Origin of the sequence: Proteus sp. PR00224, from assembly GCF_016238105.1 — a bacterium.
Taxonomy (GTDB): Bacteria; Pseudomonadota; Gammaproteobacteria; order Enterobacterales; family Enterobacteriaceae; genus Proteus.
On the sequence record NZ_JAEHQU010000007.1, the window covers coordinates 1 to 21,333 of the forward strand.

Annotated in this window: 21 protein-coding genes; 4 read left to right on the forward strand and 17 right to left on the reverse strand. The window is 39.0% G+C overall.

Translation table 11 applies throughout. The features are described 5' to 3' along the window. Positions 1 to 124: 124 nt before the first annotated feature. The 4 genes from hemG to pepQ are packed head-to-tail and all read right to left on the reverse strand — an operon-like array spanning position 125 to position 4,107. Positions 125 to 655 (reverse strand): menaquinone-dependent protoporphyrinogen IX dehydrogenase, encoded by a 531-nt coding sequence (gene hemG / locus JEP71_RS12460; protein ID WP_198626324.1) that lies wholly within the window; start codon positions 653 to 655, stop codon positions 125 to 127. A gap of 20 nt (positions 656 to 675) precedes the next feature. Continuing rightward, a complete protein-coding gene (trkH, locus tag JEP71_RS12465) occupies positions 676 to 2,127 on the reverse strand; it encodes a Trk system potassium transporter TrkH (RefSeq protein ID WP_036914641.1) in 1,452 nt (483 codons plus the stop codon). Positions 2,128 to 2,152: 25 nt separating this feature from the next. Then, complete coding sequence (locus JEP71_RS12470) at positions 2,153 to 2,773, reverse strand: IMPACT family protein (protein WP_100158033.1); 621 nt, start codon at positions 2,771 to 2,773, stop codon at positions 2,153 to 2,155. Beyond that, positions 2,773 to 4,107, reverse strand: a complete 1,335-nt coding sequence (pepQ, locus tag JEP71_RS12475) for a Xaa-Pro dipeptidase (RefSeq protein WP_109372593.1) — start codon at positions 4,105 to 4,107, stop codon at positions 2,773 to 2,775. Before pepQ ends, JEP71_RS12470 begins: the two co-directional genes overlap by 1 nt. 267 nt (positions 4,108 to 4,374) lie before the next feature. Between pepQ and fadB the strand changes: the two genes are divergently transcribed. Then, entirely contained in the window at positions 4,375 to 6,555 is a 2,181-nt protein-coding gene (gene fadB, locus JEP71_RS12480) for a fatty acid oxidation complex subunit alpha FadB (RefSeq protein ID WP_198626325.1), read from the forward strand. 11 nt (positions 6,556 to 6,566) lie between these two features. Beyond that, positions 6,567 to 7,730, forward strand: coding sequence for an acetyl-CoA C-acyltransferase FadA (gene fadA, locus JEP71_RS12485; protein WP_198626326.1), 1,164 nt, complete (start codon positions 6,567 to 6,569; stop codon positions 7,728 to 7,730). A 151-nt stretch (positions 7,731 to 7,881) separates the two neighbouring features. Here fadA and fre read toward each other — a convergent pair whose 3' ends face one another. The 3 genes from fre to pepE all read right to left on the reverse strand — a co-directional run bounded on the left by fre (position 7,882) and on the right by pepE (position 10,914). Continuing rightward, a complete protein-coding gene (gene fre / locus JEP71_RS12490) occupies positions 7,882 to 8,583 on the reverse strand; it encodes an NAD(P)H-flavin reductase (protein WP_196533469.1) in 702 nt (233 codons plus the stop codon). Between the two features lie 15 nt (positions 8,584 to 8,598). Further along, on the reverse strand, positions 8,599 to 10,068 hold the full coding sequence (gene ubiD / locus JEP71_RS12495; protein ID WP_198620260.1) for a 4-hydroxy-3-polyprenylbenzoate decarboxylase: 1,470 nt from the start codon (positions 10,066 to 10,068) through the stop codon (positions 8,599 to 8,601). A gap of 120 nt (positions 10,069 to 10,188) precedes the next feature. After that, a complete protein-coding gene (gene pepE / locus JEP71_RS12500; RefSeq protein WP_100158028.1) occupies positions 10,189 to 10,914 on the reverse strand; it encodes a dipeptidase PepE in 726 nt (241 codons plus the stop codon). Positions 10,915 to 11,204: 290 nt separating this feature from the next. Between pepE and rfaH the strand changes: the two genes are divergently transcribed. Beyond that, positions 11,205 to 11,705: a transcription/translation regulatory transformer protein RfaH gene (gene rfaH, locus JEP71_RS12505; RefSeq protein ID WP_198620175.1), complete on the forward strand. Its 501-nt coding sequence runs from the start codon at positions 11,205 to 11,207 to the stop codon at positions 11,703 to 11,705. Positions 11,706 to 11,767: 62 nt separating this feature from the next. On the opposite strand, the gene tatC is transcribed toward rfaH, so the two are convergent. The 10 genes from tatC to udp form a co-directional block, all read right to left on the reverse strand. Beyond that, on the reverse strand, positions 11,768 to 12,553 hold the full coding sequence (tatC, locus tag JEP71_RS12510; RefSeq protein ID WP_198620176.1) for a Sec-independent protein translocase subunit TatC: 786 nt from the start codon (positions 12,551 to 12,553) through the stop codon (positions 11,768 to 11,770). A gap of 3 nt (positions 12,554 to 12,556) precedes the next feature. Further along, positions 12,557 to 13,072, reverse strand: a complete 516-nt coding sequence (gene tatB / locus JEP71_RS12515; protein ID WP_109372599.1) for a Sec-independent protein translocase protein TatB — start codon at positions 13,070 to 13,072, stop codon at positions 12,557 to 12,559. A gap of 3 nt (positions 13,073 to 13,075) precedes the next feature. Further along, the gene (tatA, locus tag JEP71_RS12520) at positions 13,076 to 13,345 is read right to left on the reverse strand and encodes a Sec-independent protein translocase subunit TatA (RefSeq protein ID WP_151434098.1); all 270 of its coding nucleotides are present in this window, start codon (positions 13,343 to 13,345) and stop codon (positions 13,076 to 13,078) included. A gap of 125 nt (positions 13,346 to 13,470) precedes the next feature. Continuing rightward, positions 13,471 to 15,108, reverse strand: a complete 1,638-nt coding sequence (ubiB, locus tag JEP71_RS12525) for a ubiquinone biosynthesis regulatory protein kinase UbiB (RefSeq protein ID WP_196533472.1) — start codon at positions 15,106 to 15,108, stop codon at positions 13,471 to 13,473. Further along, a complete protein-coding gene (locus tag JEP71_RS12530; protein WP_075672295.1) occupies positions 15,108 to 15,749 on the reverse strand; it encodes a ubiquinone biosynthesis accessory factor UbiJ in 642 nt (213 codons plus the stop codon). The genes ubiB and JEP71_RS12530 overlap by 1 nt, the downstream gene beginning before the upstream one ends. Position 15,750: 1 nt before the next feature. Beyond that, the gene (gene ubiE, locus JEP71_RS12535) at positions 15,751 to 16,506 is read right to left on the reverse strand and encodes a bifunctional demethylmenaquinone methyltransferase/2-methoxy-6-polyprenyl-1,4-benzoquinol methylase UbiE (protein ID WP_006535554.1); all 756 of its coding nucleotides are present in this window, start codon (positions 16,504 to 16,506) and stop codon (positions 15,751 to 15,753) included. 83 nt (positions 16,507 to 16,589) lie between these two features. Next, positions 16,590 to 17,930: a DNA recombination protein RmuC gene (rmuC, locus tag JEP71_RS12540; protein ID WP_109372603.1), complete on the reverse strand. Its 1,341-nt coding sequence runs from the start codon at positions 17,928 to 17,930 to the stop codon at positions 16,590 to 16,592. Positions 17,931 to 18,032: 102 nt separating this feature from the next. Beyond that, the gene (locus JEP71_RS12545) at positions 18,033 to 18,563 is read right to left on the reverse strand and encodes a DedA family protein (RefSeq protein ID WP_198620177.1); all 531 of its coding nucleotides are present in this window, start codon (positions 18,561 to 18,563) and stop codon (positions 18,033 to 18,035) included. 69 nt (positions 18,564 to 18,632) lie between these two features. Further along, positions 18,633 to 19,415, reverse strand: a complete 783-nt coding sequence (locus JEP71_RS12550; protein ID WP_198620178.1) for a tyrosine-protein phosphatase — start codon at positions 19,413 to 19,415, stop codon at positions 18,633 to 18,635. A gap of 152 nt (positions 19,416 to 19,567) precedes the next feature. Beyond that, a complete protein-coding gene (gene udp, locus JEP71_RS12555; protein ID WP_196571057.1) occupies positions 19,568 to 20,326 on the reverse strand; it encodes a uridine phosphorylase in 759 nt (252 codons plus the stop codon). A gap of 590 nt (positions 20,327 to 20,916) precedes the next feature. On the opposite strand from udp, the gene JEP71_RS12560 reads away from it, so the two are divergent. Then, positions 20,917 to 21,309, forward strand: a complete 393-nt coding sequence (locus JEP71_RS12560) for a YidB family protein (RefSeq protein ID WP_198626327.1) — start codon at positions 20,917 to 20,919, stop codon at positions 21,307 to 21,309. Positions 21,310 to 21,333: the final 24 nt, after the last annotated feature.

A 21,333-nucleotide genomic window follows, 5' to 3' on the forward strand; every position in this document is an offset into this window, starting at 1 on the left:
TGCCGGTCAGTGGATGCGCATTATAGGGAGATCTCGGATTAGCGCAAGTGTTTTTTTAAAATAATTTACTGTTCGTTCAAAACTCCAACAAGACGTATAAAAACCCCACAGTAAAGATTAAATATCACTCAATTTTAGCAAAATGCGCCGCAAATTCGCTTACTTTATTCCAATCAGTATATTCAATTTCTTTTGTAGGATCCGTTTCACCTTTAGTCATCTTCATAATTAATTGGATCATAACTCTATCAATCCATTTATAACGAGGATAAAAAAGTGCGCCAGCAAAGACACCCGTTAACGTTGGTTTCCATGGAGTCTTATCTAAAAACTTACGCATATAAGCATTCGTCTCGGGTGTATTCTTTTCTGCTTTTCTTGCCGTAAGATTAACGCCAAAGAATGCGGACGGCATACTATTCAATTGTGCAAGATGACGAGTGATAAATTTATCGAGCGCTTTATTAAAGTAACCATAACGAATCGAAGCGCCCACTAAGATTTTATTATAAGCAGATAAATTTAAACTCTGCTGAACAGAGGTTAAATCTCTCACATCACATTCATGACCGTGTTGTCTTAATTCATTCGCGATTTGTGTCATTATTTTTTTAGTTTGACCATCAGTACTACAATACAACAATAGCGCGCTCATACATTACTCCTTGTATTAGGTTAATCACGCCAAAACGTTGGGGTAAATAAAACCAATAGAGTGAAAACTTCTAGTCGCCCAAATAACATTGTCACGACCAATATCCATTTTGCAGCTGGATTCATTGTCGTGAAGTTATCGGCGACAATCCCTAATCCAGGACCAAGATTATTTAATGTAGTGGCAATAGCAGAAAATGCAGAAAATTCATCAACGCCTGTTGCTATCAACAACATTAAGCTAATAATAAAGACCAGCGCATAAGCGGAGAAAAATCCCCACACAGCTTCAATAATACGTTCGGGTAATGCTCGGTGACCAAGTTTGATGGTATAAACCGCATTTGGGTGAACAAGACGTTTTAATTCACGATTCCCTTGTAGGAATAAAAGCAAGATACGAATGACTTTCAATCCCCCACCCGTTGATCCTGCACAGCCACCAATAAACGCCGAGCATAATAATAGAAGAGGCAAAAATGCAGGCCATTGTGCAAAGCTATCCGTGGCAAATCCCGCAGTTGTCGCCATAGAGACAACTTGGAAAAAAGCCTGGTTTATGGTTATCCATCCTGTGTCGTATACAGAATAAAGCCATAGAATACCGCTACAGATAATGACTAATCCCAATTGAATTGAGATAAACATACGAAATTCAGGATCACGCCAATAAATATTTAAGCTTCTTCCCGTTAGTACGGCAAAGTGCAAACCAAAGTTACAACCAGAAATCAGAAGAAATACACCAATAATGATGTTAATGGTTGGGCTATTAAAATAACCAATACTGGCATCGTGAGTAGAAAACCCACCAATTGCAATAGTTGAAAAGCTATGAGAAATAGCATCAAACACATCCATGCCCGCAATCCATAATGCTAAGGCACAAATGATCGTTAATAAGACATAGATAAGCCAAAGTGCTTTCGCTGTTTCTGCAATTCGAGGTCGCATTTTGTTATCTTTCAATGGACCTGGCATTTCTGCGCGATATAACTGCATTCCCCCAACACCTAAAAGAGGGAGAATAGCGACAGCTAATACGATGATCCCCATTCCTCCTAACCATTGGAGCATTTGGCGATAAAACAGAATAGCTTTAGGTAATGAATCTAGCCCTACAAGCGTTGTGGCTCCTGTTGTAGTCAGTCCAGAGAAAGATTCAAAAAAGGCATCAGTAATAGAAAGATGAGGTTGCTCAGAAAAGATAAACGGCAATGCCCCTACACTACCCAGTACCGTCCAAAATAAGACAACAATAAGAAAGCCTTCTTTAGGCTTAAGCTCACTTTTTTTATGTCGATTGGGGATCCACAGCATTAACCCAATGATCAAGGCTACAATAAATGTTTGGCTAAATGCACGCCCTGCACCATCTCGATATATTAATGCAACAATACCAGGAATGATCATCGTGACAGAAAATAAGATAACAAGCAGTCCGACAATACGGGTTATTGAACGAAAATGCATTTAGCGATTTCCTTGGTAGCAAAGATTATTCATTTTTATCTAACGGGATTAATTGCATACTGCCACGACTTATATCACGTAGTTTAACTTCAACTTCACCGCTATGCACGGCAGGCAATGAAAGTATAAAAGTGACTTTATCAGTATATTCACTTGAAAGTACTTGCCCCTGATATTGTTCAACAACTTGTTCAAGTAATGAAACCAGTGAATATTCACACGCTACACTAAAACGCAACTGTGGCACTTTCGTTTTTGTTGGCAAAAGCTTTAATGCTTGTTGAACACCACTGCCATAAGCTCTAACTAACCCACCAGTTCCTAATTTGATCCCACCGAAATACCGAACAACCACTGCAGTAACTTCTCCCATTCCACTCCCTAAAAGAGGTGCAAGAATAGGTTTTCCCGCAGTACCTGTTGGCTCACCATCATCAGAAAAACCTAATTGTTGTGAGTCATCGGGTCTTCCTGCAACAAAAGCCCAACAGTGGTGCCGGGCATCAGGAAATTGTTCTTTGATAGACTGGATATACGCTTTTGCTGCATCAATACCTTCAGTGTGAGCAATAAATGTAATAAAACGACTCTTCTTTATTTCTTCACTGAATTCTACGGTTTCAGCGGGGATCAAATACGCTTTCATCAGGCTAAGTGTAAGTCTCTAGTCATATTTTCAATTTTGTTATCGTGGATAATAATATTATCTTCAATACGAATACCACCAAATGGTTTGAAATGCTCAATAAGCTTCCAATTGAAATGAGTACTGTATTTTCCTTCTTTCCAAGGCTCTAGCAGAGAGTCGATAAAGTAAAATCCAGGTTCAATTGTTAATACCATGCCTGGTTCAACAATACGTGTGCAACGTAAGAATGGATACATTGCAGGAGCCGCTAAGTGGGTTCCTTTATCATCTTGCATAAATCCAGCTGCATCATGAACTTGCAGACCTAAAGCATGCCCTAAGCCATGAGGTAAAAATGGTGTAGTTAATCCAGCACTCACCATCTCTTCTTCACTCACACCTTTAACAATACCGTATTTATTAAGTAGCCCAGCAATACGTCGATGCATTTGAACATGGTATTCAGTATAACGCACACCCGCTTTCATCGTTGCAATCAGCGCTTGTTGCGCATCATTCATATCTTTAACTAATGAAGTAAATTCATGATTTTCTTTTGCGCTATAAGTACGAGTGATATCTGCTGCGTAGCCATTATACTCTGCACCTGCATCAATAAGGAAACTACGATATTCATCTGGTGATTCATGATCTAATTTGGTGTAGTGCAAAACAGCGGCGTGTTCATTTAATGCGACAATATTGCCGTAAGGAACATCGGTATCACGATGACCCGTAGCCATTAAATACGCCATATTAATATCAAACTCACTTAATCCAGCTTGAAAAGCTTCATGAGCGGCAATATGTCCGTTGACGGCCATTTTTTGTGCTTCACGCATACAAGCTAATTCATAACCTGTTTTATAGGCGCGGTAATAATGATAATAATTAAGAAGAGATTGATTGTTGATATTATCAATACTCACACCTAATGATTCTGCTCGCTGTATATTTGGACCAATATAAGCGGTATTTTTATTAATATAAGGTGCTAGCTCTTTCTGAATATCATCAACATTTTTAAGATGAATTAACTCAACTTCATGAGTCCAATAGCTACTTGGTAAAGCTTCAACACTGTGCCAATAGTCAACTGGGGAATAGAACCATAATTTAGGTTTATTAACACCATCCGCTAATAACCAACAATGTGGTACATCTGTTACAGGCACCCATGCTTTAAAATGAGCATTCACTTTAAAAGGGTAATCACTGTCATCAAGGAAAACACGGATAGGTTCACCAGAATGAATTAATACCGAATCAAGATGGTGTCTGGATAAAGCATCACGAGTACGATTTTGTAGAGTTTTGATATGTTCTTGGTACAGAGAGAGCAATTTTTCCATTATTAATTACCTTATCTTATTCATTGTTAATGATTCAGCTTAACACGCCAACTCTTTGAGTGGCTAACCCCATAACAAAAATAGATTATTACCGATTTATCTCCCCTCGTTTTATCAAACTGAGCAACAACATAGAATTCAATAAGTTGAATAATTTCACTGTGATCACCCTTGCAGTTTTTTAATCAAATATTTGCATTTATTTAACATAGTATTCACACTCTTATTATCTGGTCATACCAGTCTATACATTTAGGGAGAATACAAATGCTCTATCAAAGCGAAAATATTCAAGCCGATTGGGTGAAACAAGGTATTGTTGAACTCATTTTTAACGCCAAAGGTTCTATTAACAAATTAGATACCAAAACGGTTGCAATGCTAAGTGAAGCTTTAACCGTATTAGAAGCAACACCAGGCCTGAAAGGTGTTATCTTGCGTTCCGAAAAACCGGCTTTTATTGTCGGTGCTGATATTACCGAGTTTTTATCCCTTTTTGATGCCCCTGAAGAAGAATTAACTCAGTGGCTACACTTCTCTAATCAGATTTTTAGTCGACTTGAAGACCTACCTGTTCCTACCGTTTCTGCTATCAATGGCTATGCCCTTGGCGGTGGTTGCGAGTGCGTACTTGCTACTGATTTTCGTATTGCTTCTCCTGATTTACGTATCGGTTTACCAGAAACAAAACTTGGGATCATGCCGGGCTTTGGCGGTTCAGTACGCCTTCCTCGTTTGATTGGTGTCGATAACGCATTAGAAATTATTACTGCTGGTAAAGATGTTGATGCCCAAACTGCACTTAAAAATGGATTAATCCAAGCAATTGTCCCTCTAGAAAATTTAAAAGAAAGTGCTATTTCGCTAATCGAGCAAGCAATTGAAGGCAAAATTGATTGGAAAGCTGCACGTCATCCAAAAATAGCACCATTAAGACTGACAGAGCTTGAACATAAAATGTCTTTCAGTGTGGCTAAAGGTATGGTGATGAAAGTAGCAGGCCCTCACTATCCAGCACCGATCACGGCAGTAAGAACTATTGAAAAAGCGGCATTTCTAAATAGAGATGAAGCACTGGCTATCGAAACTGAAAATTTTGTCAAACTCACACGTACTGATGTTGCAAAAGCCTTAGTCGGTATTTTCCTTAATGATCAGTATGTCAAAAATATCACGAAAAAACGTCATGCTGAATTACCTAAACAAGCGGCGGTCTTAGGCGCTGGGATAATGGGCGGTGGAATATCCTACCAATCTGCCTTAAAAGGTATTCCCGTTGTAATGAAAGATATTAACCAAAAATCCCTTGAGCTTGGTATGAATGAAGCGTTAAGCCTATTACAAAAACGCCAAGAAAAAGGTCGAATGAGTGCCGTAGATATGGCAAAAACGCTCGCCTCTATTCAACCTACATTGAATTATGTTTCTGTCAGTGATGCGGATGTTGTGGTTGAAGCCGTTGTTGAAAATCCCAAAGTAAAAGCAACTGTACTCGCAGAAACAGAAGCACTATTAGCTGATCACGCGGTACTTGCGTCAAATACCTCTACAATCCCTATTTCCCTGCTCGCAAAATCCTTAAAGCGTCCTGAGAATTTCTGTGGGATGCACTTCTTTAACCCAGTTCATCGAATGCCACTGGTTGAAATCATAAAAGGTGAAAAAACCAGTGAAGAGACGATTAACCGTATTGTCAGTTACGCTAGTAAAATGGGTAAAACACCGATTATCGTTAATGATTGCCCTGGTTTCTTTGTAAACCGTGTCCTCTTTCCTTATTTTGCTGGGTTCTCTCTATTACTAAGAGATGGTGCTGATTTTCTTGCTGTAGATAAAGTGATGGAAAAAGTATTTGGCTGGCCTATGGGACCGGCGTACCTACTTGATGTTGTAGGCATTGATACGGCAAATCATGCTCAAGCCGTAATGGCTCAGGGTTTCCCTGACAGAATGGGTACAATTGAACGAGATGCTATTGCTCTTTTATATGAGCAACAGCGATATGGTCAGAAAAATAATCATGGTTTCTATAATTACACAGTTGATAAACGGGGTAAAAAGCAGAAATCTGTTGATGGTCAAATTCAAACGCTTATTCAGCAAAATGCTGGCAAAACACAAGATTTTAGCCAAGATGTAATTATCGCTCGCATGATGATCCCGATGATCAATGAAGTTATCCGTTGTTTAGATGAAGGTATTATTGCTTCACCAGCAGAAGCTGATATTGCATTAGTTTATGGCTTAGGCTTCCCTCCTTTCCGAGGAGGTGTCTTCCGTTATCTTGATACCATCGGATTAGCGCAATTTGTTGCAGATGCACAGCAATACGCCTCATTAGGATCTCTTTATCAAATTCCTGAAAGCTTAAAACAGAAAGCGCAACGCAACGAAACCTATTATCCAAAGCCCGCAAAAGTAGATGTTAACATCAGAGAACTCGCTTAAGGAGATATGAAATGGAAAAGGTTGTCATAATTGATGGTATTCGTACTCCAATGGGACGCTCAAAAGGTGGTGCATTTCGCCATATCAGAGCGGAAAATCTCTCTGCACAATTGATGCAAGCACTACTAACACGCAATCCGAATATTAATCCTAATGATATTGGTGATGTGATTTGGGGCTGTGTACAACAAACTTTAGAGCAAGGTTTTAATATTGCTCGTAATGCGGCGTTATTGGCTGAACTTCCACACAAGGTTCCGGCAGTTACAGTTAATCGGTTATGTGGTTCATCAATGCAAGCATTACATGATGGTGCACGCCAAATTATGCTGGGTGATAGTCAAGTAGCATTAATTGGCGGTGTTGAACATATGGGTCACGTACCGATGACTTATAATGCAGATTTTAATCCATCACTTAATCTTTCTGTCGCTAAAGCCTCATTTTCAATGGGATTAACGGCAGAGATGCTGGCTAAATCATTCCAAATTTCACGCGAAGAACAAGATAAATTCGCTTACCGTTCTCATCATTTAGCGGCTCTTGCAACGCAACAAGGCTATTTTGATAATGAGATAATTGCGATTAATGGTCATGATGCAACAGGTAATTTTATTAATGTCAAAAATGATGAAGTTATTCGTTATAACCCAAGCCTTGATGAATTAGCCCAGCTTAAACCTGTGTTTGATCCTGCTACGGGCTCTGTTACAGCAGGCAATTCATCCGCAGTTTCTGATGGTGCATCCGCCATGTTTATAACCAGTGAACGTTATGCTAAAGAGCATAATTTAAAGCCTCGTGCCATTATTCGTTCTATGGCAGTGACAGGATGTGATCCTGCAATTATGGGTTATGGCCCTGTTCCTGCAACAGAAATCGCGTTGAAAAAAGCAGGATTAACATTAGGTGATATTGATATTTTTGAGCTAAATGAAGCATTTGCCGCACAGTCATTAGCATGTATGAAGAAAATGAATCTGCTCGATAGCATAGATGACAAGATTAATTTAAATGGCGGAGCAATTGCCTTAGGGCATCCTTTAGGATGTTCAGGCTCTCGAATAACCACTTCATTATTAAATATTATGGAGTGTAAAGATGCACAATTTGGCTTAGCCACAATGTGTATTGGATTAGGACAAGGTATTGCAACGATTATAGAACGTGTTTAATACGATATTCTGTATATCCACGCTCTGATCGTTAGGGGAACGTATTCTTTTCGATTGCATGGTTAGAAACCATTTTCCCGCCGTCAGGGGCGGGTTTTTTTATGGTTTTAAAAACGAAAATAATAACAAATAACGGGGTACTATCGTTTTATCAGATAAATTCAAAGGCATCGCTAAATAAGCGAGTTTTATCTGCATTACGCTCATTACAAAAGCGATCTCTGGCTATTTTCGCCATTTCAAAACGCCCTGCGATGTAAATATCATATTCTGATAAATCACCAAAATCTTCGCTTATTGCCGTTAATACCGTACCTTTGCGGCCACGCCAAGTCTCATCAGGCTGTTCAACAACTGGAATAACGGATAACGATGGATGCAATTCTGATAATTCTTGTAATTCATTGAGATCATAGAGATGAACGCTTTCTCTTCCCCCCCAATAAATTGTAATAGGTCGTTGAGGATTTTCAGCTAACGCGGCCAATAGAATTGAATGGGTATAAGAGAATCCTGTACCGCCAGCAATCAATAGTAATGGACGTTGACTCTCTTTTTGAAACCACGCATTCCCATGAGGAATATCAATGGTAAGCTGCTGTTTTTCTAATATCACATCAAGCACTGCCATCGCATAAAGATTGAGTTCAGACGCACCAATATGAAGTTCAATAAAGTCTTTATTTTCAGGTATAGATGCAATAGAAAAAGGACGTTTATCACGCTCATCCATAACAGCTAAAAGATATTGTCCAGCCTGAAAATCAAATTCGCCATCAGGTAATAGCCTTACCCGATAAACCGTATCTGTCATCGGCTCAACAAGTGAGACTTTACAATTCAATATTGCCATGTTGTTCCTCTGTTCTTATTTAAGAATATCGAGCTGTTCCCAAATAGTATCGACTCGTTGCTTAACTTCATCAGACATCACAATAGGCCTACCCCATTCTCTATCTGTCTCACCCGGCCATTTGTTCGTCGCATCAAGACCCATTTTTGATCCCAATCCTGAAACAGGTGAAGCGAAGTCGAGATAATCAATAGGCGTATTTTCCATCATAATGGTATCTCTTGCAGGATCCATTCTGGTCGTAATTGCCCAAATCACATCTTTCCAATCTCTTGCATTAACATCATCATCGCAAACAATCACAAATTTGGTGTACATAAATTGCCGTAAGTAAGACCAAACTCCCATCATTACGCGTTTAGCATGACCCGCATACTGTTTCTTCATTGTCACAACGGCTAAACGGTAAGAACATCCTTCAGGAGGTAGATAAAAATCGACAATTTCAGGAAACTGTTTTTGTAATATCGGAACAAGCACTTCATTCAACGCAACACCTAATACTGCGGGTTCATCAGGTGGACGACCTGTATAGGTTGAATGATAAATTGCATCTTTACGGCGCGTTAAATGCGTAATGGTAAACACAGGGAAAGAGTCAATCTCATTATAATATCCTGTGTGATCACCATATGGCCCTTCTGGGGCTAATTCGCCTGGTTCAATGTAACCTTCAAGGATAATTTCAGCACTTGCAGGGACTTCAAGATCATTTGAAAGACATTTTACAACTTCTGATTTATTGCCCCGTAATAAACCCGCGAATGCATATTCAGATAAGGTATCTGGTACAGGTGTTACTGCACCTAAAATAGTCGCAGGATCTGCCCCTAATGCTACGGAAACAGGGAATCGCTCACCGGGATGTTTTTGACACCACTCTTGAAAATCTAACGCACCACCACGATGCGATAACCAGCGCATAATCACTTTATTTTTACCCAGCACCTGCTGGCGATAAATACCGAGATTTTGGCGCTCTTTCAATGGGCCACGAGTCACCGTTAATCCCCAAGTAATCAAAGGTGCCGCATCTTCAGGCCAACAATGCATAACAGGAATTTTTGTGAGATCAACATCATCACCTGTTAAAACCACTTCCTGACAAGGCGCTTTACTCAAGCGTTTTGTTGGCATATTTAAAACTTGTTTAAACTTAGGTAACTTATCAAAGAGATCACGAAAACCTTTCGGAGGATCAGGCTCTTTTAGAAAAGCCAATAGCTTTCCAACTTCGTGTAAGGCTTTAACATCATCTTGCCCCATCCCCATTGCCACACGCTCTGGTGTACCAAATAAGTTACAAAGCACGGGCATATCATACCCTTTAGGATTTTCAAACAACAGCGCTGGCCCACCGGCACGTAAAGTTCTGTCCGCTATTTCGGTCATTTCAAGGTAGGGATCTATTTCATAGGCGATACGTTTTAATTCACCTTTTTCTTCTAATAATGAAAGGAAATCTCTTAAATCGCGGTATTTCATCATAATCTTACGAGCCAGTGAGTGAAAGAAAAGAGGGCCAATGCCCTCTTTGAGACGCTATAAGCTAAACGCATAACTCACTAAAATGCAATGCTTTTTATTTAATAGCGTTCACTATACTTATAAACAGCGGAATGGAACCCACTCTGAAAGTAACTTAGTATCAAACTGTTCAGGGAATGTTTTTCCATGTTGGAAGATTTTAAAACCTTCATTTTTAGCGCTGTAATAACGTAATTCTTCACCTTGAATATATAAGTAACTTCCTTCACGGATAGCCACAACAATCTCTTCAGGGTTAATTGCACAAAACTCTGCAATACGCTCATCACGAGTTTCACCCATATGACCACTGATAGAAGCATCAATGTAATGTGGGTTAATTTGAACAGGGAATAGGCCTAATGAAGGCATAATAACAGAGGAACGTACAGGCATATCATTAGTGGTACGAATTGTTGGTGTCGCGACGTTACAACCTGCGCTCCAACCAATATACGGAATATTACGCTCACGTACGGCGCGTTGGATTGGAACAACTAATCCTTTCTCATGCAGCATTTGGTTTAATAACCAAGTATTGCCACCACTGACTAAAATACATTCTGCATTGTTGATTGCATCAACTTCTGAATCAAAATGTTCAATACAAGTAACTTCAATACCTAACACTTCTGATAAATCACGAGCACGTTGATCATGATCGGAACGAATAACGGCATAAGCAATTAATACAGCAGAACGAATACCGCGTTTTTTAATCATGCTATCGATATTATCTTTTGCATAACTTAACCAACGTGGATCCCCGGCAATTTTTCCGTTACTTAATAAAAAAACTTCCATTACAGAACCTCTTTATAATTATGAACAAAATTCTAAGATAATTATCTTGAGAGCTTTTTCTTATTTTTACCATCACTTTTTTATTAACTTGTTACCTCTATCCGAGATCCAAGTGAAAGTAACAAAAACAAGCCTTTTTATTGCGAATAAACACAGCTTTTCTGTTCTTTTTTCAGTATAAAACCACGTTAACCTATTTTTTATTTAATCCCCCGATAGATGACTGTTACCTTAATGATAAATTTGCTATTATCACTTAAATTAAATTTAACTAACCTATTGTCTCTATTATGAAAAACTGGCATTTGCTGTATTGCAAACGAGGACAAATTCCTCGTGCTATCGAACACTTAGAACGTCAGCAAGTGGGTTGTTTTACACCTATGGTAACCATAGAAAAAGTACTAAGAGGAAAGCGCACTACCGTAACAGAACCGCTTTTCCCTAATTATCTTTTTATAGAGTTCGATCCTGAAGTGATCCATACCACGACCATTAACTCAACGCGTGGAGTAAACTCATTTGTTCGCTTTGGGCAATATCCTGTCACTGTTCCTCAAGATGTGATTGATACACTGCAAATCCCTCAGCTTTCTTCTCTCACTTATAGCGAAGAAAATGTACCTCACAGTGGCGATAGCGTATTAATAACAGAGGGGATTTTTCAAGGGATCAAAGCCATATATCAAGAGCCTGATGGTGAAGCCCGTTCGATTTTGCTTTTAAATATATTAAATAGTGAAGTGAAAAAATCTGTGGGAAATAAAGAGTTTAAAAAAGAGTTGCTCTAGAAAAATTTAACCCAGCAATTGCTGGGCTAATATCATATGATTTTAGAAAATCGGTTCTAAAATTATTTTTGCTGTTCTGCTTCAGTTTCGGCCTCTGCTTCCTCAGCTCCTTCTTCATCTGTTCTTCTTCCCTTACCTACATAAAAGCGCGATACCATGACACCGATTTCAAACAGTAAGTACATAGGTATTGCGAGTAAGGTTTGAGAGAAAACATCTGGTGGTGTCAAGATCATACCAACGACAAAGGCACCTACAAGAATATAAGGGCGTTTTTTCTTTAATGCTTCAGGTGTCGTTACACCACTCCAGCACAGTAAAATAATCGCAATCGGTACTTCAAAAGCTGCACCAAACGCCATAAATAACGTCATTACGAAACTTAGATATTTACTGATATCTGGAATAAAGTTAACCCCTTCAGGGGTTGTATTAACAAAGAAGCCAAACGCGAGAGGGAACACAACAAAATAAGCAAACGCCATACCGAGATAGAATAATACCGTACTTGAAACAAGTAATGGCAGCATTAAGCGGCGTTCGTGTTTATACAATGCTGGTGCGATAAAAGCCCATACCTGATAAAGAATAATAGGTACAGAAGCAAAAATGGATACCATGATTGTCAATTTAATCGGAGTCAAAAAGGTAGAGGCAACATCCGTCGCACTCATATTTGACCCTTTTGGCAACTTATCGAGTAATGGAGCCGAGACTAATTGATAGATATCGTTAGAAAAATAAACCAGCGCTAAAAAAACCACTAGAACTGAGACTAAGCTATACATCAAACGCTTACGAAGTTCTATTAAATGGCTGATCAGCGGTTGGGTATCATTTACTGCCATGTTTTAATGCTCACCATTGACCTGATCAGTTGTTTTTTTCTCTATTGTTACTGGTTGAGTAACAGGAACTTCTGTCTTTGTAACACTTTCTGCCACAGGTTTATGGCGATTAGCATCATCATTAACTTCATCAGCTTCAGCAAGTGCAGCTAAATCAGAAGGTGAAGGTTCCGTAGAGTCGGTTTTTACAGACTGCTCTTTCGTGGAGTCTGGCGTTGTAGGTGCATGATAAGTTTGTTTTAAAGACTGTGCAGCCTCTTTTAACTCATCCATAGACGCTTTCAGCTCTGGCGATAACGTTTGCAAATTCGCTTTCTCTTCAACTTTTTTCAAGCTCTCTTGGAGTTCTTGAAGTTTTAGTTCTTGAGTCAGTTCATTTTGCACATTCGCAGCCAAAGAGCGTAGTGCCCTTACCCAGCCAGCAATTGTTTTTACTGCTACGGGCAAACGTTCTGGCCCCAGAAAAACAAGACCAATCACCATGACCAATAGCAGCTGACTAAAACCAATGTCAAACACGGTTTACACCTGCTCTTTGTTTTTGCTCTCAGTTGTAGACTTCTCTTCTGTTGAAGTCTTCTGCGCTAAATTTTTAGTATCAAAATCTGCGTCATTATTTGTTTTTTCAGCGTTGCTGGTGTCTTTATCTGCAGTTTCGTCACCAATCGCTTTTTTAAAGCCTTTTACTGATGCGCCTAAATCTGAGCCTAATGTGCGCAGTTTATTTGTACCAAATAATAAGACAACGATGACAGCGATGATGAGTAATTGCCAAATGCTAATACCGCCCATTTTATGTTCCTCAACTATTTTCGGGGTTATACTTAATAACAGTGCCCATTATATACAACGAATTCAATTTTCGGGAATCTCGAATTCATCTTTTAACTTGCTCAAAGACAAACTTTGATGTGTTTTTATTGTGCATTACCAGATCTAAACCAACCCAAAATCCATGCAAGAAGACCTAAACTGATAAAAACACTGAATAATGTTTTAAAACCAGAAACAAAAAACAGGCTACCGCATAAAAACAGTGTTGTACCTATACCCAATAAAAATAAAGACTGTCTCTGTTTGACTCTTTGAGAACCTATTTGTTCCGTCAATTTGTCTAGCGTTAACTTCATATTTTTATGTTGTTTCAGACTATCATAAACCAGCTCTGGTATCTCTGGCATTTTTTCAATCCAATAAGGTGCCTTACTCTTGATACCGTTCATTAATGCCGTGATACCAATTTGACTATGCAACCAATCTTCTAAGAAAGGTTTTGCCGTTTTCCATAAATCCAATTGTGGATATAATTGGCGTCCAAGCCCTTCAACATAAAGCAATGTTTTTTGAAGTAAAACTAATTGCGGTTGTACTTCCATATTGAAACGACGTGCTGTATTGAAAAGATTAAGTAACACATGTCCAAATGAGATTTCAGAAAGTGGTTTTTCAAAAATCGGTTCACACACAGTGCGGATCGCAAATTCAAAATCTTCCACATTGGTATCTGCTGGCACCCAGCCCGAATCAACATGTAATTCTGCAACTTTTCGATAATCACGGTTAAAGAAAGCTAAGAAGTTTTCAGCTAAATAGCGTTTATCTTCTTTATTTAATGAGCCAACAATACCGCAATCAATACCAATATAATATGGGTTCTCAGGGTGATCATAGCTAATGAACACATTACCAGGATGCATATCAGCATGGAAAAAACTGTCTCTAAACACCTGAGTGAAAAAGACTTTTACACCACGCTCTGCAAGAAGCTTCATATTTGTCTTTTGTGCATTCAACGCTTCAATATCAGAAACGGGAATACCATAAATACGCTCCATTACCATCACGTTTTCATGGCAATAATCTGAATACACTTCAGGAATATACAACATTGAGCTATTTTCAAAATTACGACGTAGCTGAATAGCATTCGCAGCTTCACGCAGTAAATTTAGCTCATCAAGTAATGTTTTCTCGTATTCGCGGATCACCTCTTTTGGCCGTAAACGACGACCATCAGGTAAAAACGGTAATAGATTTGCCAAGCGATACATCAAACGGATATCCGCTTTGATCACTGGTTGAATATCGGGACGAATAACTTTTAGTACCACTTCTTTGCCGTTTTCTTTTAATTTTGCAGTGTGAACCTGCGCAATAGAAGCGGAAGCGAGTGGAGTTTCATCAAAATCATCAAACCATTGGTCGATAGGGCAACCAAATGAGTTTTCAATATATTGTCGTGCTTTCTTACCATCAAAAGGAGCAACTTTGTCTTGCAATAAAGCAAGCTGGTCAGCGATTTGAGGAGGGAAAAGATCACGTCGAGTTGATAACATTTGGCCTAATTTAATCCAAACAGGGCCTAATGTTTGCAATGCGAGTCGTAAGCGTTCACCTAATGGTTTTTCTGGATGTTTATTTTTGATCCAAAATAGTGCTCGGCATCCTAATCTTACAGGTAAAGTAATTCGGTGTTTAGGAATTAACTCATCAAGCCCATAAGATAAAAATACCTGAATAATATGATAGAGGCGCTTTAACTCACTAAGGAGCATTATTTTTTCTCCAATGTGCCTAACCGTTTTTCCAGTTCGGCGGTTTGCTGTGCAAGTTCTTCTATTTCATCATAAAAATGGACTGTTTCTAATGCACTAGGTGCGGTTTTCCACTCTTCAATTAACGCGTCACGTAAATAATCTTTTTGGTGACTTAAGAGTGAAGAAAATAACTGAACGCCCTTTCCTGCAACAACAGTCAGACTTTGCGCCGCAATATCACCAATATAAGGAGCTAAATATTGCGCGGGATCCCACTGCGCCATATCTAATAATGCAGACCAATTTTGAACAACCTGCATATCACCATCAATAGTAATATCACCACGGTTGATCAGTTCTGACATTTTTTGACGATCACGAAGCTTAATCAGTGTTAATAGTTTTGTTTTTATCAAACAATCGGTTTCATCATCCCACTGACTTAATACATCAACTTGTTGTTCGCTAAAGACTAAGTAGATGGAACGAGGAAACTCATTGATAGAAAGCGCCAACACTTTGCCCGCAAGGCGATTGCGGGCAGGTTTAAGCACATTTTCCTGATATAAAACGTGATTAAGCGCTGTCTCCATGGATGCGGTTAGCAGCGGATACAGTACTTGAGAAGCAATATCATGAGAAAAAGTGGCTTTTTCCATCTCAGAATTTAAATCCTTTGTGTAATGCAACTATACCTCCGGTCATATTGGTATAGGTAACTTGATCAAATCCTGCTTCTTCCATCATACCTTTTAGTGTTTCTTGGTCTGGATGCATGCGAATGGACTCCGTTAAATAACGGTAACTTTCAGCATCATTCACAATCACTTGACCAATTTTAGGTAGGATATGGAAAGAGTAAGCGTCATAAATCTTACTTAAAGGCTCAAGAACAGGTTTAGAGAATTCCAACACCAGCAGACGTCCACCTGGCTTTAATACACGGAACATTGAGCGTAAAGCTTTTGCTTTATCAGTCACATTACGTAAACCAAAGGAGATTGTAATGCAATCAAAATGGTTATCAGGGAAAGGTAACTCTTCAGCATTTGCTTGCACATAGTTAACATTGCCGACAATACCGTGGTCGCGTAGCTTTTCACGACCCATTTTCAACATTGAGTCATTGATATCAGCTAAAACAACTTCCCCATTTTCGCCCACGAGACGAGAAAATTTAGCTGTTAAATCACCAGTACCACCCGCAAGATCAAGAACACGTTGGTTACGTCTTACACCACTCGCTTCAATGGTATAGCGTTTCCAGATACGGTGAACACCAAAAGACATCAAGTCATTCATTAAATCATACTTAGACGCGACAGAGTGAAAAACCCTTGCAACCATGGTTTGTTTATCATCTTTGTCAACGGTTTGGAAACCAAAATCTGTTGTTTCCTTAGTTTGTTGAGTCATATTATTTGCCCGCTAATTAATCAAAATTTAGTAAATTCAGTACTGGCCGTTTTCAGAAGTCTTTATCTCTTTCTTTTATTAAATCAATCAGATGCTGATTTTTCAATGAGATCATTATCAATCGTTTTTTTTATCTCAACCCCTAAGGATTTAAAGCCTTCCGCTTGACTGATAAGATTTCCACGACCTTCAGAGAGTTTTTTCATCGCTAATAGATAGCCAGATTGCGCTTTTTGAATACTATTTCCTAGCCCTTGCATATCATCAACGAAAAGTCTTAATTTGTCATACATTTTAGCCGCTCTGTCTGCAATTTCTTGCGCATTTTGGCTTTGATATTCATAACGCCACAATGCGGCTATTGTACGCAAAGCAACAAGTAAAGTAGATGGCCCAACTAACATAATATTGTTTTTCAATGCTTCTTCTAGCAAGTCTGGAGAATGACCAATTGCAACAAGATAAGCGGGCTCAATAGGTATAAACATTAAAACATAGTCTAAAGACGTTATACCCGGTAGTTTATGATAATCTTTTACACTCAATCCTTTAATATGCGCTCTAATTGAGTTTACATGCGCACAAAGCGCCTGCTTACGTTGATTATCATCTTCACTATTAAAATACTTTTCATACGCCACCAGCGACATTTTAGCGTCGATAATAACATCTCGGCCATGAGGTAAATGTACAATGACATCAGGTTGATAACGCCCACCATTTTCATGACGAATACTCACCTGTGTTTCAAACTCATGACCTTCGCGTAACCCTGACGATTCTAATATACGTGCTAATACCGTTTCACCCCAGTTACCTTGAACTTTATTATCCCCTTTGAGGGCATTGGTTAGGTTAACGGCTTCTTGCGCCATTTTTACATTTAATTGTTGGAGCTGGCGAATTTCATGAACCAAAGTATGTCGCTCTCTGGCTTCTTGCCCAAAACCATCTTGAACTTGTCGTCGAAAGCTTTCGAGTTGCTCACGAAATGGTGACAGTAAATGGGTTAATCCTTGGCGATTTAACTCTTCGGCTTTACGCCCACTCTGTTCAAAAATACGATTAGCTAAGTTCTCAAACTGTGTTGCAAGCCGTTGCTCACTATTAATTAATAATCGCTGTTTTTCTTCTGCGGATATTCGGCTTTCTTCCCAACGAGTTGTCACTTCTCTTAATTCAGCTTCTTGAGAAGTAATAATTTCTCTCTGAGCACGTAATTCTTGCTCTAGCTGTTCTATATTTTGTTGTAAAGAGGGGATAATCACCGCTTTTTCTTGGGCGATAGCAAGCTGTGTATGATTTTCACGTAGCATGGCTTCTTTATCGGATAAACGTTGTTGGATAGACCACCAAACCAGCGCGCCGCCAACAAGCACTCCACCTAATAAACCAATGATCCCGTATAACAACTGAATATCCACTAAAGTGACCTTTTTACTTTCCAGCGGGCTACGTTAAAACGCATAGGTAATATTGTCTAGCAACAATTTACATCATGACTTGATTTGCGATAAAGGACGCAGTTATCCCATCCATTTCGCAAGCCATTGCAAACCAAAAGCACCGGGCGCCAAAATACCAAATGCCCAAATCATCGCTGATATTAAATTAGCAATTTGAAAATAACGTTGTGGCATTGCGCAAATACCCGCAACTAATGGGACAATTGCACGAAAAGGTCCAAAAAATCGTCCAATAAACACCCCCCAAATTCCCCAACGATTAAAGAATTGATGACCTCTAACTAATGTTTGTGGTGAACGTGAAATGGGCCACAAGTTTCTCACCCCATCTTTATAGTGAAATCCTACCCAGTAGGATACCCAATCACCAAAGAAAGCGCCTAATGCAGCAGCAAGCCAAATCGGCCAGAAAAACAGACCACTCTCACCAATTAAAGCACCTAATCCCAATAAAATAACTGTGGCAGGAATAAGCAAAGAGATAAATGCAAGTGACTCACCAAAAGCAAGAAAAAACACGATCGGAATAGCCCAGACTTCGTGCTCTTTTACAAAGAGAGTGATGGTATGAATAATGTCTTGTACTGTCAAAATAAAGACCTTAAATTCGGTTAACCTAAGTGAAATAATAAATTGATTAACCGAATATAAATCACTTTATTATTCGAGAAAATAATTTTGTAAGGAATCTCGGCTAGACGCATCTAGACCGATATCTTTCTCTAGCCAAGTATCCACATTACCGTAATGCTGATTAATACTCGCCAATGCTGTTTGCAGAAACTCTTCTTGTACTGAATAAACATAGGCAAATTTATCAACAATGTTATCACTCATTGTTTTAGCATGTTCTTCTAAAAGATAAGCGCGATAAGGCGCTAATGTTTCATTGGTAAGTAGGTAATCTTCCATCACTACATCTAAAGATGCACCCAGCGCAAATAACACTAAAGCAGAGCCAACACCTGTTCTGTCTTTACCCACAGCACAATGTTGCACAACGCCCCCTTTCTCAGGTTGCTTTAATAATGTTGCCAATTGTTTATATGCAGGGTTATTAATAGGAAGTAATTTATATAACTGAAACATAAAAGCTTTGGCATCAAATTGCTCAAGTATTTCAGGAGTCAGCTTTTCAAGGTTTGCAGAAACTTCTTTGGATAGCGGGTTTGCAGGAGCATGGTAATATTGCGCACCTTCCCAGATACGGTCTGGTTTATCAACAATTTCACCACTATCGCGATAATCAATGATTTGAAAAAGATTTTTATCAATAAGAAGGGATTGATCCGTATCCGTCAGCCTATCCAGTGATCCAGCTCGAAATAACATACCTGGCTTGATAATACCACCGTTGCTTAATTTTTTACCTCCTAGATCACGGAAGTTAATTCCACCGGTTAAAGGCAACACTGAAGGGTGTGTCTGCAAAATATCAGTCATATTTATTTTCTCATTGTTGTATTGTAAATAATTCTCAATTACATTATCAAAAATGCAGTTCTATTGACATAGTATATTAAGCTAATGAATTATTGCATAAAAAAAGCCCTTAACACTTACGTATTAAGGGCTTCTATCAGCGATTCGAAATATTATTTCATTAAATTACGAGCCGCTTCAATCACGATACCGAGTGCATTATTCTCAGTTTTCTTCAGTAATTCCGCATCTGGAATTTCTTGTTGAGTACGGTTTACGATAACACCCGCAACCATACCTGCACGTAAACCTTGGCTTGCACACATTGTCAATAATGTTGCAGATTCCATTTCATAGTTCATTACGCCCATTTCTTGCCACTCTTTCATAGAGCCTTTGAAACGGCGAACAACACGACCTGTATAGGTGTCGTAACGTTCTTGTCCTGGATAGAATGTATCTGAAGATGCAGTAATACCGACGTGTACAGTGGAGCCATTGTCTTTAGCGGCTTTGTACAGTGCGTTCATACATTCAAAATCAGAAACAGCTGGGAATTCCATTGGTGCGAAATGTAAGCTTGCGCCATCTAAACGAACCGCAGCCGTAGTTACAAGAATATCACCTACATTGATATGTTCTTGAATTGCACCAGTTGTACCAATACGCAAGAAAGTACGGATACCTAGCTGTGCTAATTCTTCAACAGCGATAGAAGTAGATGGGCCACCGATACCTGTTGAACAAACAATGACAGCTTTGCCATCAATTTCGCCACGCCATGACGTGTATTCACGTAAAGAAGCCAGATGAACTGGGTTATCCATTAATTTTGCAATTTTTTCAACACGCTTAGGATCACCTGGAACAATTGCTAAAGTGGCACCCTGTAGGTCATTTTTGGTTAAACCTAAGTGAAATACATCAGACATATCGGACTCCTCAATGGGACAAAACCAATGATCATTAAATTAAAAGTTACTGTATCAGTTTTTCAGTCCTTTTTAGTGATAAACATCACCTACAGGACATCAAACAAAGTAACAATTTCATAAAATTGTGATTATTATCACAAAAAGTGACATTTTAAATACATTATCCACGAATACATTATCAATATTCGCCAGCATCAATCATTAACTAAAGTAAACATTTCTCTCATCAGTATAGATGCGATAAATACATTATCGAATATAAATACCTCAATATATACACTCTAAATAATTCGAGGTGTAGCTAGGCGACGAGTGAATGAGTCGCTAGGAGCATACATCAGTATGTGACTAGTGCGAATGAACGCAGTCAACAACGCTACACCTTGAAGTATGACGAGTGGCTAGGCGACAAGTGAAGGAGTCGCTAGAAGCATACATCAGTATGTGACTAGTGCGAATAAACGAAGTCAACAACGCTGTAGCTTGAAGTATGACGAGTAACTTGAAGTATAACGAGCATAGCGCGTACACTACCCGCCCTTAAAACAAACATCTAATGTGACAAACACATCGTCACTGGAGTGAACATGAGCTTATTTAACCAAATTGCGAGCCTACTAGGCGGCGAAAAAATCAATCAATACAAAACCGTCCTTGAGTGGGTTGGATCTCAAGGTGGCATTGAAGGCTTAGTAAAGCAATTTGATACCGCGGGTTTAAGTGAGCTTATTCAATCATGGATAAGTACCAACGCCAATTTACCGATCAGTGCAGAGCAAATCGTCGCTGTTTTTTCATCTCCAGTGATTAATGATCTTGCGGCGAAAATTAATTTAAATGCGACAGAAGCTTCTGAAATGGCCGCGCAATATTTACCTAAATTAATTGATAAAGTCACACCTGATGGCGTTGTACCTAAAGACTTAGATTTAGTCAGTGCGGGAATGGATATTTTAAAAGCGAAGATTTTCGGTGGATAAATAAACAAACTGTTTTAATGCGTT

Bases quoted from the DNA above. Each gene is read 5' to 3' on its own strand.
- rfaH (WP_198620175.1), top strand. From the start codon at position 11,205: ATGAAAAACTGGCATTTGCTGTATTGCAAACGAGGACAAATTCCTCGT.
- tatC (WP_198620176.1), bottom strand. From the start codon at position 12,553: ATGGCAGTAAATGATACCCAACCGCTGATCAGCCATTTAATAGAACTT.
- fre (WP_196533469.1), bottom strand. From the start codon at position 8,583: ATGGCAATATTGAATTGTAAAGTCTCACTTGTTGAGCCGATGACAGAT.
- JEP71_RS12530 (WP_075672295.1), bottom strand. From the start codon at position 15,749: ATGGAAAAAGCCACTTTTTCTCATGATATTGCTTCTCAAGTACTGTAT.
- tatA (WP_151434098.1), bottom strand. From the start codon at position 13,345: ATGGGCGGTATTAGCATTTGGCAATTACTCATCATCGCTGTCATCGTT.
- pepQ (WP_109372593.1), bottom strand. From the start codon at position 4,107: ATGGAAAAATTGCTCTCTCTGTACCAAGAACATATCAAAACTCTACAA.
- fadA (WP_198626326.1), top strand. From the start codon at position 6,567: ATGGAAAAGGTTGTCATAATTGATGGTATTCGTACTCCAATGGGACGC.
- fadB (WP_198626325.1), top strand. From the start codon at position 4,375: ATGCTCTATCAAAGCGAAAATATTCAAGCCGATTGGGTGAAACAAGGT.
- hemG (WP_198626324.1), bottom strand. From the start codon at position 655: ATGAGCGCGCTATTGTTGTATTGTAGTACTGATGGTCAAACTAAAAAA.
- JEP71_RS12560 (WP_198626327.1), top strand. From the start codon at position 20,917: ATGAGCTTATTTAACCAAATTGCGAGCCTACTAGGCGGCGAAAAAATC.
- JEP71_RS12550 (WP_198620178.1), bottom strand. From the start codon at position 19,415: ATGACTGATATTTTGCAGACACACCCTTCAGTGTTGCCTTTAACCGGT.
- ubiE (WP_006535554.1), bottom strand. From the start codon at position 16,506: ATGACTCAACAAACTAAGGAAACAACAGATTTTGGTTTCCAAACCGTT.
- udp (WP_196571057.1), bottom strand. From the start codon at position 20,326: ATGTCTGATGTATTTCACTTAGGTTTAACCAAAAATGACCTACAGGGT.
- JEP71_RS12470 (WP_100158033.1), bottom strand. From the start codon at position 2,773: ATGAAAGCGTATTTGATCCCCGCTGAAACCGTAGAATTCAGTGAAGAA.
- trkH (WP_036914641.1), bottom strand. From the start codon at position 2,127: ATGCATTTTCGTTCAATAACCCGTATTGTCGGACTGCTTGTTATCTTA.
- ubiD (WP_198620260.1), bottom strand. From the start codon at position 10,068: ATGAAATACCGCGATTTAAGAGATTTCCTTTCATTATTAGAAGAAAAA.
- pepE (WP_100158028.1), bottom strand. From the start codon at position 10,914: ATGGAAGTTTTTTTATTAAGTAACGGAAAAATTGCCGGGGATCCACGT.
- ubiB (WP_196533472.1), bottom strand. From the start codon at position 15,108: ATGCTCCTTAGTGAGTTAAAGCGCCTCTATCATATTATTCAGGTATTT.